Raw genomic sequence first — 13343 nt, 5'->3', positions numbered from 1 at the left:
ATATAGAGCCAGGTCACGGCGGTCGCGAGAACGCCGCCGACGATCACGAGGGTCGACCAGAGCTTGTTGCTCTTGAGCTCGTAACCCGCGCCCGTGTCGAGCACGAAGTGGCGCAGCCCCGAAAAGAGATGCTGGAAAAAGGCCCAGGTCAGGCCGATCAACACGACCTTGCCGAGGATATTGGTGATCTGGTGGAACGTCCCGGCGTCGGGGTCGTGCCACACGCAGGCGACAAACGCCGCATAGGCATCGGGCCCCGCGGCGAGCGCGCCGAGCCACCAGAGGAACATCCCCGCGCCGACGATCGCCAGACCGTCGCCGCTGACGCGGTGAAGGATCGAGACCGCCATCGCGGGGCCCCATTTATATACCTGCAGATGCGGGGAGCGCGGACGCGCACTCGGTTCGTTGCCAGCCATATCAGCCCTGTCTTGACTCTAAACGGTCGATGCGGTGCCGGTTAAGCCTTCCCGCCGCGATATGCAATTGCTTAGGAGCCTTGGGGAATAATTCGCATGGTTTCGTGACGAAAGACGGGTTGCGACGGAGAGCGGCCATAAAATCCTCCCCACCCCAAAGCCGACATCAGGCGCGCGCGAAAAGGGCGGCCGTAGCCGCCCTTCCCTTCCCGGCGCTGGCCGGGATCGATCGCTTTTGCACCCCGCGCCTTCGGCGCGCGGCAAAAGGCGTCACTTGATCTTGCCGCGGTTCGCGTAGAGCAGCGCCGCGATCACCGCGGCCGAACCGATGCCGAGGCCCGCCGCGGCGGCGGTTTTCCATCCGCGCTTGCCCTTCGCCGCTTCCTTGTCGGCGGCTTCGGCGGCATCGGCCGCCTCGCGCTGCTGGCGCAGCTCGCGGGCGGCGCGCAGCACCTCATTTTCTTCTTCCATGTCGTCGCCCTGCGGCGGCGGGGGAGGGGGCACTTGATCGGTCATCGTCTTTCACTATCCTTATCGTCAGGCGAGCGCCTGTTCGACAGGCACATAATCGGTTCCGATCGCCTCCGCTACGGCCTCGAACGTCACCTTACCATTCCAAACGTTCAAACCCTGCGCAAGATGCACGTCGCGGCGCAACGCTTCCTGCCAGCCGAGGTCGGCGATGCGCAGCGCGTGCGGCAGGGTAACGTTGTTGAGCGCATAGGTGCTGGTGCGCGCGACCGCGCCGGGCATGTTGGCGACCGCATAATGAACGATTCCGTCGACCACATAAGTCGGATCGGCGTGGGTCGTCGCATGGCTCGTCTCGAAGCAGCCGCCCTGGTCGATCGCGACATCGACGAGCACCGAGCCGGGGCGCATCGTGCCGAGCATGTCGCGTGTGACGAGCTTCGGCGCTTCGGCGCCGGGGATCAGCACCGCGCCGATGACCAGGTCGGCCTCTGCCACGCATTCGGCCAGGTTGGCGCGGTTCGAGAAGCGCGTCTTGGCGCGCGCCTCGAAAAAGGTGCCGACGCGTTCGAGCACTTCGGGGTCGCGGTCAAGGATGGTGACGTCGGCGCCAAGGCCCGCGGCCATCTGCGCGGCGTTGAAGCCGACGACGCCGCCGCCGATCACGCACACCTTGCCCGGCGCGACGCCGGGAACGCCGCCCAATAGCACGCCGCGGCCGCCATGTGCCTTTTCGAGCGCGGTCGCACCGGCCTGGATCGACATGCGGCCCGCGACCTGGCTCATCGGCTTCAAGAGCGGCAGGCCGCCGTGCGGGCTGGTGACGGTTTCATAGGCGATGCACACCGCGCCCGATTTCATCAGGTCGCGCGTCTGATCGGGGTCGGGGGCAAGGTGAAGATAGGTGTAGAGAATCTGGCCGGGGCGCAGCATCGCGCGCTCGCCGGGCTGCGGTTCCTTGACTTTCACGACCATGTCGCAGGTCGCGAAAATCTCTTCGGCGGTCGCCACGATTTCGGCACCCGCCTCGACATAATAACGGTCGTGCGCGCCAATCCCCTCGCCCGCGCCGGTCTGAACCAGCACGCGGTGGCCGTGGACGACCAGTTCGCGCGCGCTTTCGGGGGTCAGGCCGACCCGATATTCATGGTTCTTGATTTCCTTGGGGGTGCCGATGATCATGGTCGCTCTCCGAATATGGATGTCATCGGCGATCGACATTGGCCGCCGAAAACTTGTCGGCGCTTTTAGCAGAAAAGCCCTGCGAGGTGCTTGCATATACCGTGCGGATTCGCGAGTGATACGCACAGATTATGCGTGAATATCGCCAAGGACGCACGATAATGGATCGTATCGACGCAAAGCTGCTCGACTTGCTGCAACGAACGGGCCCACGGCCTGCTGCCGAACTCGGCGACATCGTCGGGCTGTCGGCATCGGCGTGTCACCGCCGCATCCGGGCGCTGGAGGCGGCGGGCATCATTACCGGCTATACGGCCAGGCTCGCCCCCGACCGGATCGGGCTCGGCCTCGACGTGTTCGTCGATATCAGCCTGACCTCGCAGAGCGAAGAGGCGCTGACCGCGTTCGAGAGTGCGGTAAAGAGTTTCGACGAAATCCTCGAATGCCAGCTGTTGTCCGGTGCGTCCGATTATCGGCTGCGCGTCGCGGCGCGCAATGTCGCCGATTTCGATCGGCTGCACCGCCACTGCCTGTCGCGCCTGCCGGGCGTGGCCGCAATGCACAGCGCCTTTGCGCTGCGCACGATCAAGGCGTTCGAGGGTTATCCGGTGCCCATGCCATCGAGCGGCGACGAGCGCCGCTGACCCCGCGGAAGCGCCTGGCTGGTTAACGCTGCCTTTACCCTTTCCGCCGCATATTCCGTCCACCAGTTTCGCGGGATGAATGCGGGCAGCAGACCCGCGCGTCTGTTGGGATCGATCAGGGAAGCAGGATCATGGTGAAGGAAAATCCGATTCATAAGCAGCAGATCGACCCGATTTTGATGTCGGAACGCTTTCCCTATTATGATCTCGACGGCCAACTCGCTGCTTGCGGCGCCGAAATCCACTTGATTATCGCCGGGCGCGAGGATGCGGTTGCGCGCGCCTATTGGGACGCATTCAATCGCCTTCCCAGCGTCGATCGCAAGGTCGAGGGCGAGCTTCTCGAATCCTATATTCGCGGCAGCGCGCGACACACGTCGGTCAAATATGCCGATGCCGCCGGGCAGGAGGTCGCGACGATCGCGTGCCAGAACACGCATATGGCGCGGCGGGTAAAATTGCCGCTGGCGTCGGTGATGTCGTGCATCGCCGAAAGCCAGCGCCTGACCATCGAATATGTCGTCGCGGCGTGCAGCGGCGACGCCGAACGGCTCGCGCGGCTGACGAGCGCGATAAACCGGCTCGCGCTGCTCGAATTCGACATCATGCAGCGCTATGCGCAAAAGCTAGATCGCGCCGTCGTGTCGAGCGAGCGACAGACGCTGGCGGGCGATTTCGACCGCTCGATCGCGTCGCTGGTGCAGGACACCGACGGGGTGCGCGAACAACTCGCCAAGCAGGCCGCGTCCGCCGATATGGCCGCCAAGGGCATGATCGCGAAGACGAGCGAAGTTGCCGCGGCGTCGGAACAATCGGCCATGGCGATGCGCGAAGCCGCCTCGACCGCAGCCGGACTGATCCGCGCAATCGAGGATGCGCGCAGCGAAGTCGAAGCGTCGGCCAGCGTCGCAACGCGCGCATCCGAACAGGCGGGCGAAGCGGTCGCGATGTCGGCGACGCTGTCGCATCACGCCGAATCGATCGAATCCATTTTGGGCCTGATCCGTGAAATCGCCGGACAGACCAACCTCCTCGCGCTCAACGCGACGATCGAGGCTGCCCGCGCGGGCGAATCGGGCCGCGGCTTTGCCGTTGTCGCGCAGGAGGTCAAAAGCCTCGCCAACGAGACCGCACGCGCGACCGACGATATCGCGGGCAAGATCGCCGCGATCCAGCAAGCAACGCGCGGATCGGTATCGGCGAACCAGTCGATCCAGCAGACGATCGTCGAGGTGCAAAGTTCGGCGCAGCGCATCCGCGACGCGATGGACGCGCAGGCGCAAACCGTCACCTCGATCACCGCCGCGGTCGACGAAACCGCGCTGGCCGCCGATTCGATGTCATCGACCATCGCGAGCATCCGCAACGATTCGGGCATGGTTGCGAACGAGATCAGCGTGCTGAGCCAGGAATTCGCCAAGATGGGCGGCCGGTTGCAACAGCTGGAACAGGCCGCGAGCGAGTTCAGTCGCCGGGTTGCGTAGGTTCGCCTGTCCTCTTTTAACGTCATCCTGGCGAAGGCCGGGATCTCACCCTCGCCCTCCTGCGCACCGACGAGATCCCGGCCTTCGCCGGGATGACGGCGGTTGATGGGCCGCTGTAACTTGGCAAGCCCTGCCCCGCTGCCTAAGGCGGGGGCATGACGACGCACATCCTGATCACCGGCGCCAGCCGCGGCATTGGCGCCGCAATCGCCGAGGCGCTCACCACCGATGCGGCCAAGCTTGTCGCGCTGTCGAGCGCCGATGGCGACCTGTCCGACCCCGCGGTCCCCGACCGGCTGTGGCAGGCTAGCCTCGACCGGCTGGACGGCCGTGTCGACGTGCTCGTCAACAATGCCGGGGTGTTCGAGGCGAATCCGATCGAGGCGGCCGATATCGACTGGCTGGCGAATTGGAACCGCACGATGCAGGTCAATCTGACCGCGAGCGCGCAACTTTGCCGCCTTGCCATATTGCATTGGCAACGCCGCCAGTCGGGCGGCCGCATCGTCAATATCGCAAGCCGCGCCGCCTATCGCGGCGACAGCCCCGCGCATTGGCATTATGCGGCGTCGAAATCGGGCATGGTCGCGATGACCAAGACGATCGCGCGTGCCTATGCCAAGGACGGCATCCTCGCCTTTGCGATCTGCCCCGGCTTTACGATGACCGGCATGGCCGACGATTATCTGGCGAGCCGCGGCGGCGACAAATTGCTCGCCGATATTCCGCTGGGCCGGGTCGCGATGCCCGACGAAGTCGGTGAAATGGCGCGCTGGTGCGCGCTGGAGGCCCCCGCGTCGATGACCGGCGCCGTGCTCGACGTAAACGGTGCCAGCTATGTGCGGTAAGCGATGAGCTGGATCATATCGCTCCCCTGCACGCGCGACGAGGCCGAGGCGCTGTCGGGCGAAATCCCCGAACTCGACGCGCTGGCCGCGGCGCCCGTCGTCGTGACGCGCGAGATCGACGAGGATGCGGGCGAATGGCAACTCGATGCCTATGTCGACGACAAACCGGCGCCTGCACTGCTGACCCTATTGCAGGCGCTGATCCCGAGCGCCAAGGGCACGAAGCCGACGGTCAGCGAATTGCCCGAAGAGGATTGGGTGACGTTGAGCCAGCAGGGGCTGGAGCCCGTGCGGGCCGGCCGCTTCTTCGTCCATACGAGCAGCCATGCAGGCCAGGTTCCCGCCGACTGCACCCCCTTTCTGATCGACGCAAGCCAGGCGTTCGGAACCGGCGGCCACGACACGACCGCAGGATGTCTCGCGATGCTCGACCGGCTGGCGCGAGTCGGCGCAAGCCCGCGCAATATCGCCGACATCGGCACCGGCACCGGCCTGCTTGCCTTTGCCGCGATGGCGCTGTGGCCGCGGGCGAAAACGATCGCATCGGATATCGACCCCGCGAGCATTTTCGTGACGCGCGACAATGCGGGGATCAACGGCGTCCCACTGGGCCGCAGCGGCGGCCGCCTGGCGCTGGCCGTCGCGCCGGGAACCGATCATCCGTCGATCCGCCACCGCGCGCCCTATGACCTGGTCATCGCGAATATCCTCGCGGGGCCGCTGATCACCCTCGCCCCCGACATCGCCGCCGCGACCGCGCCCGGCGGTCACGCGATCCTCGCCGGGCTGATCGCGCGGCAGATGGAGCCGGTGCTCGCCGCCTATCGCGCGCAGGGTTTCCGCCTCGCCGCGCGCGGGGGCAGCGCCGAATGGCCGTGCCTGCTGCTGGTCAAGCGCCGCCGCTATGGCTGGCGCCGCAAGGAGCGCGCGTTGCACCGCGCAAGTCCCTCGGACGCCAGTTTCGGTAGCTGGTAAGCTAAACGCTGGAAATATCCCGACGATTTGCTAACCTGATGCCAGACATCAGGAGGAATCGGCCATGACCCTGTTTGCCGCCATCGCCCTGCTCGCCGCCGCCCCCATTGCCGGCGACGATCCCGATGCGATCATCGTCGAAGGAACGCCGCTGACCCGCGGCGAAGCAAAGAAGCGCGCGTCCGAATATGTTCGCCGTGCCGGAGTCGTGCAGCTCAAGCCGCTCGCGCGCTGGGTCGATCCCGTTTGCCCGCGCACGGTCGGGGTCGACGACACGGTCGCGGCCATTGTCAACGCGCGCGTTCGCACCGTCGCCACCGCGGCCGGCGCGCCTGTCGCAGCGGCGGATTGCCAGGCCAATATCGTCATCGCTTTCAGTTCCGACGGCCGAAACCTGGCGCGTGCGGTGCGCCGCAAGGCGCCCGAACAATTCGCCGAGCTGGCGCCGGTGGCGCGCGACCGGGTGCTCGATGGGACGGGCGCGATCCGCTGGTGGTATACGACGCGCGACGAGAGCCGCGACGGGATGCCGATCAGCGATTTTTATGTGAAGCTTTACAACAGCAGCATCGTCAGCACGCAGGTCGTTCGGGCGCTGCAAACGGCGACCATCGTGATCGACGTCGAGCAGGCCGAAGGCACCCCGCTCGATTCGGTCGCATCCTATGCCGCGATGGTCGCGCTCGCCGAGTTCCGGAGCAATCCGCCGCCACCAAAGGAGTCGATCCTGGCGCTGTTTGACAGCGAAACAGAGCGCCGCGAATTGTCGCGCCATGACGCGGCGTTACTGCGCGGGATCTACACCGTGCCGGCCGATCGCGAGGCATATCAACAACGGCGCCAGCTGGTTACGACCGTCCGCAAAAGCGGCGAGTGAAGGTCAGCCGCTCTTTGCGAGCGCATACTCCTGCGTGCCGCGCGTGATCACCTCGTCGCCCGGCAGAATATCGGCGATCGGGATCGGCGGCAGCGCGGCATTTTTGACGTAGAGCGGCGCAAAATCGGTGTTGACCGTCGTATCGAGCAGCTGGTCCAGGCTGTCGATGACGAAATAATTCTGCTGGAAATCGTCGATCCGGTAATCAGTGCGCATCACCCGCGAAAGGTCGAAGCCGATGCGGTTCGGGCTGTCCGAATCGAGTGCGAAGACGCTTTCGGCAAAAGACGACACGATGCCCGCGCCATAGATGCGCAGCCCACCGGCTTCACGGATCAGGCCGAATTCGACCGTATACCAGTAAAGCCGTGCAAGCTGTTTCAACGCGTCGAACTTCAGGCTGCGCAACCCCCCTTCGCCATAAGCGACCATATAATCGGCGAACACCGGGTCGGCGAGCATCGGGACGTGACCGAACACGTCGTGGAAAACGTCGGGTTCCTGAAGATAGTCCAGTTGCTGCGGCGTGCGGATGAAATTGCCCGCGGGAAAACGCCGGTTCGCAAGATGGTCGAAAAACACTTCGTCGGGGACGAGCCCCGGCACCGCGATCACCTGCCACCCCGTGGCCGCCATCAGGCGGGCGTTGAGTTCGCGATAATCGGGAATGCCCGGCTTTTCGAGCCGCAGCACGTCGATCCCGCGCAGGAAGGCGTCGGCGGCCCGGCCCGGCAGCATGTCCGACTGGCGCGCGAACAGGCGGTCCCACATCGCATGTTCGTCGGCGGTGAAGGCATCCCAATTTTGGGGAATCGTCCAGTCGGCCGCGGCACCCGGCGGCGGCGTATCGTGGACGTGGGTGAATTGGCTTTCCATATGACAGCTTCTATCATCAAAATGGTTTCAAGTGAAACTTTATTCGCCAATCGTCACGACCGACGTTGCGAGCCGGTCGACCTCGACGCGATCATGGCTGACATACAGGATCGGCAGTTTGAGTTCGTCGCGAATCCGTTCGATCACCACCATGATATCGCCGCGCCGCGCAGCGTCGAGCGATGAGAGCGGTTCGTCCATCAGCAGGATTTCGGGGCCCGCGAGCAAGGCGCGGCCGATCGCGACGCGCTGAGCCTCACCCCCCGACAGGCTGTGCGGCCAGCGGTCGAGCAAATCGCCGATGCCGAGAAATTGCGCCGCTTCGTCCAACCCCATCCAGCGATCGGCGGGACCGGCAAGATGATGTCCGTAAAGCAGGTTCGCGCGCACCCGGCGATGCGGAAACAGCCGCCCGTCCTGAAAAACATATCCGACGCGGCGCGCCTCCGGCGGCAGGTCGATCCCGTCGCCGAACAGCGTACGGTCGCCGATGCGAATATGGCCGCGATCGGGTTTTAGCAGCCCGGCGACCATATTGAGAATGCTCGTTTTGCCCGCGCCCGACGGGCCGAACAGCGCGGTCAGGCCAGGTCCGGCAACGAAGCGGGCAGCGATCATCCGATCGCCAAGGCGGCGGGAGATGTCGATATCAATCGCCATGCCGGTGCCTTGCGCCGTGCGTGCGGCGGACGAGCCATTCGGAAAGGACCAGCGCACCGAGCGAGAGCGCGACCGAGAGGAGCGCAAGCCGCGTCACCGCTGCTTCCCCGCCGGGAACTTGCAGCGCCGCGTAGATGGCGAGCGGCAAGGTGCGCGTTTCGCCGGGGATGTTCGAGACGAAGGTGATCGTCGCGCCGAACTCGCCGATCGAGCGCGCGAAACCGAGCACCAGCGCGGCGAGTACGCCGGGGAGCGCGAGCGGCAGGCTGATCGTCCAGAAACTGTGCCAGGGACTGGCCCCCAGCGTGCGCGCCGCCCCCTCCAGCCGCCGGTCAATCGCCTCGATCGACAGCCGCATCGCGCGCACCATCAGCGGCAGCGCCATGATCGCCGCGGCCAGCGCCGCGCCGGTCCAGCGGAACATCAGCGTCATGCCGAACCAGCTTTCGAGCCAGCGGCCGACGGGGCCAAGCGGGCCGAAGGCGATGAGCAACAGCCAGCCGGTGACGACAGGGGGCAGCACGAGCGGCAGGTGGACGAGTGCATCGACGAGCATCCGGCCGGGGAAGCGATGGCGCGCGAGCACCCACGCGATCAGGAAGGCGATCGGAAGCGTGGCGAGCACGGCGACGACGCCGACCTTGAGCGACAGCAGGACGATCCCCCATTCTTCAGGCGACAGCATCACGGTGCCAAAAAGCCGTGGCGCGCAAAAATCGCACGACCCTGTTTTGACAGGAGGAAGGCGCGGAAGGCCTCGGCATCGCGGTGCCGCGATGCCTTCAGCACCGCCACCGGATAGCGGATCGGCGGGTGGCTGGCCGCGGGAAAGGTGCCGAGGACGCGCACCGTTTTCGACGCGCGCGCGTCGGTCGCATAGACGATGCCGAGCGGCGCGGCGCCGCGCTCGACCAGCGCCAGCGCGGCGCGAACATTTTCGGCGGGCGCGATCCGCGCCGCGACGCTGCGCCAGACGCCGAGATGCGCGAGCGCTGCCTTCGCATAACGGCCCGCAGGCACCGCCTCGGGGTCCGCCATGGCGAGACGGCCGGAGCCGAGCGCGCGGCCAAGCGGAAAGCCGCGCGCCGGGGTCAGCCGGACGGTGCTGCGCGCGGGGGCGATCAGCACCAGCCGGTTGGCGATCAGGGTCGTGCGCGTGCCCGCGCGGAGCCTTCCTGCCTTCGCCACCGCATCCATCCATGGCGCGTCGGCCGACAGAAAGAGGTCGGCGGGCGCCCCGGCGATGACCTGCCGCGCGAGCGCCGACGAGGCGGCGAAGGACAGCACGGGTTTCGGATGCCCCCGCGCCGCCCAGACGCTTGCCGCTTCGGAAAGCGACTCCTGGAGGCTCGCCGCCGCAAGCACGACCGGCCCCCGCGCCGCGGCCGCCCCAGCGGGCGTCAGCAACAGCCCGGCGAGCGCGATCAGCAGGCGAAGGACAGGGATCATGCCGCCCGCTATAGGCGCGGCGAGGCCTGTGCCGCAACGCCGAGCCAGCGTGCGGCGCGCGGCAGCCGCGGCAGAACCAGCCGCTCGGCGATCCAGAGCAGGATCAGCGAAGCGGCGAGCAAGGGCAATAACGCCGCGAGGACCAGAATCAGCGCTGCAACGCCGCGAAGCTTCGCGGGATCGCGCTGTGCAGGCGGGGCACCGAGCGCATCGCCGGGCCGACGCCGACGCCACAGAAGAAAGCCCGAAATGGCGAGGGTGAAAAGCGCCGCGGCGGTCGCGACGCCGATCAACTGGTTGGCGAGGCCGAACAACTGCCCTTCGTGCCAAGCGATTCCATAACCGACCGCCCGGTCGATGACATGTTTGTCAGCGAAACCGCTGCGCGCGACTTCGAGGCTGGTTTCGGGATCATAGCTGACCTTGCGGACCTGCGGCCGGTTCTGGGTCAGCGTGGTCAGCGTCCAGACATTGCCGTTGGGCGGGCCGAACATGTTGGGCGCGCCCGGTGGCTGGATGATCGCGGGCGCGGGCATCTGCTCGGCGCGGGCGCGGAGCAGGATATAGTCGAGCCGCGCCCGCGGCGGCGGCGCCGATGGCTTGGTGGCTGCCATAATGGAATGATCGTGGGCGGCATGCGGATTCGCTCCGCCCTTCCAATCCTGCACCCCCGACACCCAGCCCATTTCGGCCCGGATCGTGCGAAAACCGCTCGCCCACACGTCGGTCCAGGGCAGCGCGGTGAGGAGAAGGATCAGCGCGAGGCCCGAAACCCAGAAGCCGGTAACGGCATGAAGATCGCGCAGCGCCGCACGCCCGCCCAGCGACAGGCGCGGCCATACCACCCCCGCCGCGCCGCGCCCGCGCGGCCACCACAGATAAAGGCCGGTCAGGATCATCACGATCGCCCAGCTTGCGGCGAATTCGACGAGGAGCTTGCCGGTGCGGCCGATCAAGAGGCTCCCATGAATACGCGATAGCCAGGCCGAGATGCGCTGGTCGGGATCGATCGTGCCGACTGCCTTTCCTTGGGGTGACACCGCGACATCGCGCATTCCTCCACCCCGCAGGCCGATATGGACGACCGCCGCATCGCCCGGCGCTTCGGGAATGCGGTAGTAATGAAAGCTAGCGCCCGGATTGGCGGCGAGTGCGGCGGCGACCTGTGCATCGGCATCGACCGCGCCGGACGTAGGCAAGCCGCGCCAGCTGCGTTCCTCCCACCGATCGAGCTGCGGCTTGAAAAGATAGGCAGCGCCCGTCGCCGACAGGACAAGCACGAAGGGGATGACGAACAGCCCGGCATAGAAATGCCAGCGCCAGATCGTGCGATAGAGCGGAATGCGGTTGCTGTCGGTCATCCCCTGCCCCTTCTTAGAACCGGGCGCGAAGGCCGGCGGACACCGCGCGGCGTTCGACCGGATAATAGACCGCCGACCCTGACAAGACATTGGGGGGCGTCACGGTGATCGCGGCGCTGATGTCGCCGATCGCCTTTTTGCCCGTGATGTTGCGGACATCGACAAAGGCGTCGACCCCTTCGGCGACCCGCGCTCCGCCGGTGACGCCGATCAGCGCATAGCCGGGGGTCGAAACGAGGTTGCGGTAATCGGCAAACGGCCCATCGGGCACCCATTCGACGTTCGGCGCGATGTGCAGCGCGTCGCTGCCGATCCGCAACTCGGCGCGATAGGTGTGACGCGGCACCACCGGCAGGCGATTGTTGCCGAACTGGTCGTCATCGCGGAAACGGAAGTCGCTGTAGCTATAGACCTGCCGCAAGCGCAGCCAGTCGGTCGGAGCGATTTCCAGCCCCGCCTCGACCCCCTGATGCAGCGTGCGATCGGCGTTGAACGTGGCCGCCGGAACGCTGGCGTTGGTGGTGAATTGCAGCAGCTCGCCCTTCAACGTCGCGCGATAGAGCGCGAGATCCCAGGTCACGATACCCAGCGTGCCGCGTGTGCCGATTTCAGCCGTCCAGGCGCGCTGCGGCCGGATTGTCGACACGACCTGGCTGATCGGCGGCGTTCCGATATTCTGGAACACTTCGCCGAAACCGGGAAATTCGGCTGACCGACTATAGTTGGCAAAGAATTGCACCGTCTCGCCCGGTTCAAACAACAGGCCGAATTTGGGCGAAAAGGCATCGAAGGATATTCCGCCGTCGAGCGCGGTCGACAATTTGACGTCGCGCTTGCGATAGCCGTCGGCATATACCCCCCCGGCGATCAACGTCAGCTGGCGGGTCGGCCGCACCCGCACCTCGCCATAAAGATTTGCAGTGCGCGCGCGCTGGTCGGCGTCGAACAGCAGCGCGCCGGTCCGCCCCGCGATATTGACGAACTGCCGCGCGCGCGTCTTGCCGCGACGCAGCTCGCCGCCCAGCGTGACCTCGACCGGCCCCGTCGCATAATCGGCGCGGAAAAAGCCGCCAAGATCGACCGAATCCTGGTCGATCACCTGAAAGATCGGGTGATAAAGCGACTTCGCGTTGACGAAGCCCCCCACGTCGAGCCGGAACGCACCCCAATCGAAGGATGTGCGGTTCTGGAGGCGCAGCGATACGATGTCACGCGCCTGATCCCCTGCCACCGCCGCCGCGCTGGCCGCCCGCGGCGTGGTCAGCGCCTGGTCAAAGGTCAGCGCACCGGGGATTTCCTGTTTGATGTCATTGTAGCTGGCGTAGAAACGAGTGGAGACCGTATCGCTGAATTTCAGCCCGACATTGCCGTGGAAGCGAAAGCTCCGCCGCTTCACATGATCGCGATCGCCGTCCGACGTGTCGGCGCTGATCGCCGCCCAGCCATCGACCCGGTCGCTCGCGACACCCGCCGAGACGAGTCCGCGATAGCTGTCGAAGCTGCCGACATCGCCGCGCAGGTAAAAGCCCTCGGCGGTGCGCCCGGTCGGCGTCACGCCATTCACCGCACCGCCCAGCGTCCCCGACCCGAAGCGCAGCGCGTTGGCGCCGCGATAGACCTCCAGATGGTCGAAGAAGATCGGTTCCAATTCCTGGAAATCGCCATTGTCGTCGGCGAGGTTGATCGGGACGCCGTCCTGGAGCAGCGTCAGCCCGCGCATGTGGAAACCGCGGGACAGACCCGAGCCGCGAATCGAAATGCGCACTTCCTGCCCGTAGCGCGGCTGGAGATAGACGCCCGGCGAGAAAGCGAGCGTGTCGCGTAGCGAAACCACGGATTTGTCGGCATAATCTTCGTAAGAAACGACATCGGCGCCGCCCGCGGTCATTTGGACGCGCGCTTCGGCCTCGTCCGTCCGTTCGGGCGCGGTGACGATGATGGTGCTGTTGGCCGCTTCGTCGGCATGGGCGGGCAATGCGGCAAGACAGGTGGCGAGCGCCAGCAAGGGCGCCGCGCGATAGACGTTGTTCATTGGAAAATCTTCCCTGGAAACAGGCATGGGACCGCGCGAAGATCGCGCGGTAACTCAAACCCGCC

The 13343-nt window shown here is 66.0% G+C and carries 14 protein-coding genes; 5 read left to right on the top strand and 9 right to left on the bottom strand.

Going from position 1 to position 13343, the window contains the following annotated elements:
* From sdhC to ald, 3 genes are all read right to left on the bottom strand, one after another.
* On the bottom strand, positions 1-419 hold a 419-nt coding region (sdhC, locus tag A3E77_RS01930), incomplete at its 3' end, for a succinate dehydrogenase, cytochrome b556 subunit (protein ID WP_458574400.1).
* Between the two features lie 270 nt (positions 420-689).
* On the bottom strand, positions 690-935 hold the full coding sequence (locus tag A3E77_RS01925; protein ID WP_293643222.1) for a hypothetical protein: 246 nt from the start codon (positions 933-935) through the stop codon (positions 690-692).
* A gap of 21 nt (positions 936-956) precedes the next feature.
* Positions 957-2072: an alanine dehydrogenase gene (ald, locus tag A3E77_RS01920; RefSeq protein ID WP_293643221.1), complete on the bottom strand. Its 1116-nt coding sequence runs from the start codon at positions 2070-2072 to the stop codon at positions 957-959.
* A 161-nt stretch (positions 2073-2233) separates the two neighbouring features.
* Here ald and A3E77_RS01915 point away from each other — a divergent pair, with 161 nt between their 5' ends.
* The 5 genes from A3E77_RS01915 to A3E77_RS01895 all read left to right on the top strand — a co-directional run bounded on the left by A3E77_RS01915 (position 2234) and on the right by A3E77_RS01895 (position 6900).
* Complete coding sequence (locus tag A3E77_RS01915) at positions 2234-2716, top strand: Lrp/AsnC family transcriptional regulator (protein WP_293643220.1); 483 nt, start codon at positions 2234-2236, stop codon at positions 2714-2716.
* 131 nt (positions 2717-2847) lie between these two features.
* On the top strand, positions 2848-4200 hold the full coding sequence (locus A3E77_RS01910) for a methyl-accepting chemotaxis protein (protein ID WP_293643219.1): 1353 nt from the start codon (positions 2848-2850) through the stop codon (positions 4198-4200).
* 155 nt (positions 4201-4355) lie between these two features.
* Complete coding sequence (locus tag A3E77_RS01905; RefSeq protein WP_293643218.1) at positions 4356-5048, top strand: SDR family NAD(P)-dependent oxidoreductase; 693 nt, start codon at positions 4356-4358, stop codon at positions 5046-5048.
* 3 nt (positions 5049-5051) lie between these two features.
* Entirely contained in the window at positions 5052-6023 is a 972-nt protein-coding gene (locus tag A3E77_RS01900; protein ID WP_293643217.1) for a 50S ribosomal protein L11 methyltransferase, read from the top strand.
* Positions 6024-6087: 64 nt separating this feature from the next.
* On the top strand, positions 6088-6900 hold the full coding sequence (locus tag A3E77_RS01895) for a hypothetical protein (protein ID WP_293643216.1): 813 nt from the start codon (positions 6088-6090) through the stop codon (positions 6898-6900).
* Positions 6901-6903: 3 nt separating this feature from the next.
* Here the strand turns inward: A3E77_RS01895 and phhA are convergent, their stop codons facing one another.
* The 6 genes from phhA to A3E77_RS01865 are packed head-to-tail and all read right to left on the bottom strand — an operon-like array spanning position 6904 to position 13278.
* Entirely contained in the window at positions 6904-7776 is an 873-nt protein-coding gene (gene phhA, locus A3E77_RS01890; RefSeq protein WP_293643215.1) for a phenylalanine 4-monooxygenase, read from the bottom strand.
* 39 nt (positions 7777-7815) lie between these two features.
* The gene (locus A3E77_RS01885; protein WP_293643214.1) at positions 7816-8436 is read right to left on the bottom strand and encodes an ATP-binding cassette domain-containing protein; all 621 of its coding nucleotides are present in this window, start codon (positions 8434-8436) and stop codon (positions 7816-7818) included.
* Positions 8426-9121 carry a molybdate ABC transporter permease subunit gene (gene modB / locus A3E77_RS01880; RefSeq protein ID WP_293643213.1) on the bottom strand — a complete coding sequence of 232 codons (696 nt, stop codon included), beginning with the start codon at positions 9119-9121 and terminating at the stop codon, positions 8426-8428. The genes A3E77_RS01885 and modB overlap by 11 nt, the downstream gene beginning before the upstream one ends.
* Positions 9121-9885: a molybdate ABC transporter substrate-binding protein gene (gene modA, locus A3E77_RS01875; RefSeq protein ID WP_293643212.1), complete on the bottom strand. Its 765-nt coding sequence runs from the start codon at positions 9883-9885 to the stop codon at positions 9121-9123. Before modA ends, modB begins: the two co-directional genes overlap by 1 nt.
* A gap of 8 nt (positions 9886-9893) precedes the next feature.
* A complete protein-coding gene (locus A3E77_RS01870; RefSeq protein WP_293643211.1) occupies positions 9894-11246 on the bottom strand; it encodes a PepSY-associated TM helix domain-containing protein in 1353 nt (450 codons plus the stop codon).
* A gap of 13 nt (positions 11247-11259) precedes the next feature.
* Positions 11260-13278 carry a TonB-dependent receptor family protein gene (locus A3E77_RS01865; protein ID WP_293643210.1) on the bottom strand — a complete coding sequence of 673 codons (2019 nt, stop codon included), beginning with the start codon at positions 13276-13278 and terminating at the stop codon, positions 11260-11262.
* Positions 13279-13343 lie beyond the last annotated feature (65 nt).

Origin of the sequence: Sphingopyxis sp. RIFCSPHIGHO2_12_FULL_65_19, from assembly GCF_001830555.1 — a bacterium.
Taxonomy (GTDB): domain Bacteria; phylum Pseudomonadota; class Alphaproteobacteria; order Sphingomonadales; family Sphingomonadaceae; genus Sphingopyxis.
This window is presented reverse-complemented; position numbering and strand designations above follow the sequence as displayed.

Excerpts from the sequence above, each read along its gene's own strand:
- A3E77_RS01925 (WP_293643222.1), bottom strand. The coding sequence starts at position 935 with ATGACCGATCAAGTGCCCCCTCCCCCGCCGCCGCAGGGCGACGACATG.
- A3E77_RS01865 (WP_293643210.1), bottom strand. The coding sequence starts at position 13,278 with ATGAACAACGTCTATCGCGCGGCGCCCTTGCTGGCGCTCGCCACCTGT.
- phhA (WP_293643215.1), bottom strand. The coding sequence starts at position 7,776 with ATGGAAAGCCAATTCACCCACGTCCACGATACGCCGCCGCCGGGTGCC.
- A3E77_RS01910 (WP_293643219.1), top strand. The coding sequence starts at position 2,848 with ATGGTGAAGGAAAATCCGATTCATAAGCAGCAGATCGACCCGATTTTG.
- modA (WP_293643212.1), bottom strand. The coding sequence starts at position 9,885 with ATGATCCCTGTCCTTCGCCTGCTGATCGCGCTCGCCGGGCTGTTGCTG.
- A3E77_RS01885 (WP_293643214.1), bottom strand. The coding sequence starts at position 8,436 with ATGGCGATTGATATCGACATCTCCCGCCGCCTTGGCGATCGGATGATC.
- ald (WP_293643221.1), bottom strand. The coding sequence starts at position 2,072 with ATGATCATCGGCACCCCCAAGGAAATCAAGAACCATGAATATCGGGTC.
- A3E77_RS01870 (WP_293643211.1), bottom strand. The coding sequence starts at position 11,246 with ATGACCGACAGCAACCGCATTCCGCTCTATCGCACGATCTGGCGCTGG.
- modB (WP_293643213.1), bottom strand. The coding sequence starts at position 9,121 with ATGCTGTCGCCTGAAGAATGGGGGATCGTCCTGCTGTCGCTCAAGGTC.
- A3E77_RS01905 (WP_293643218.1), top strand. The coding sequence starts at position 4,356 with ATGACGACGCACATCCTGATCACCGGCGCCAGCCGCGGCATTGGCGCC.
- A3E77_RS01895 (WP_293643216.1), top strand. The coding sequence starts at position 6,088 with ATGACCCTGTTTGCCGCCATCGCCCTGCTCGCCGCCGCCCCCATTGCC.
- A3E77_RS01915 (WP_293643220.1), top strand. The coding sequence starts at position 2,234 with ATGGATCGTATCGACGCAAAGCTGCTCGACTTGCTGCAACGAACGGGC.
- A3E77_RS01900 (WP_293643217.1), top strand. The coding sequence starts at position 5,052 with ATGAGCTGGATCATATCGCTCCCCTGCACGCGCGACGAGGCCGAGGCG.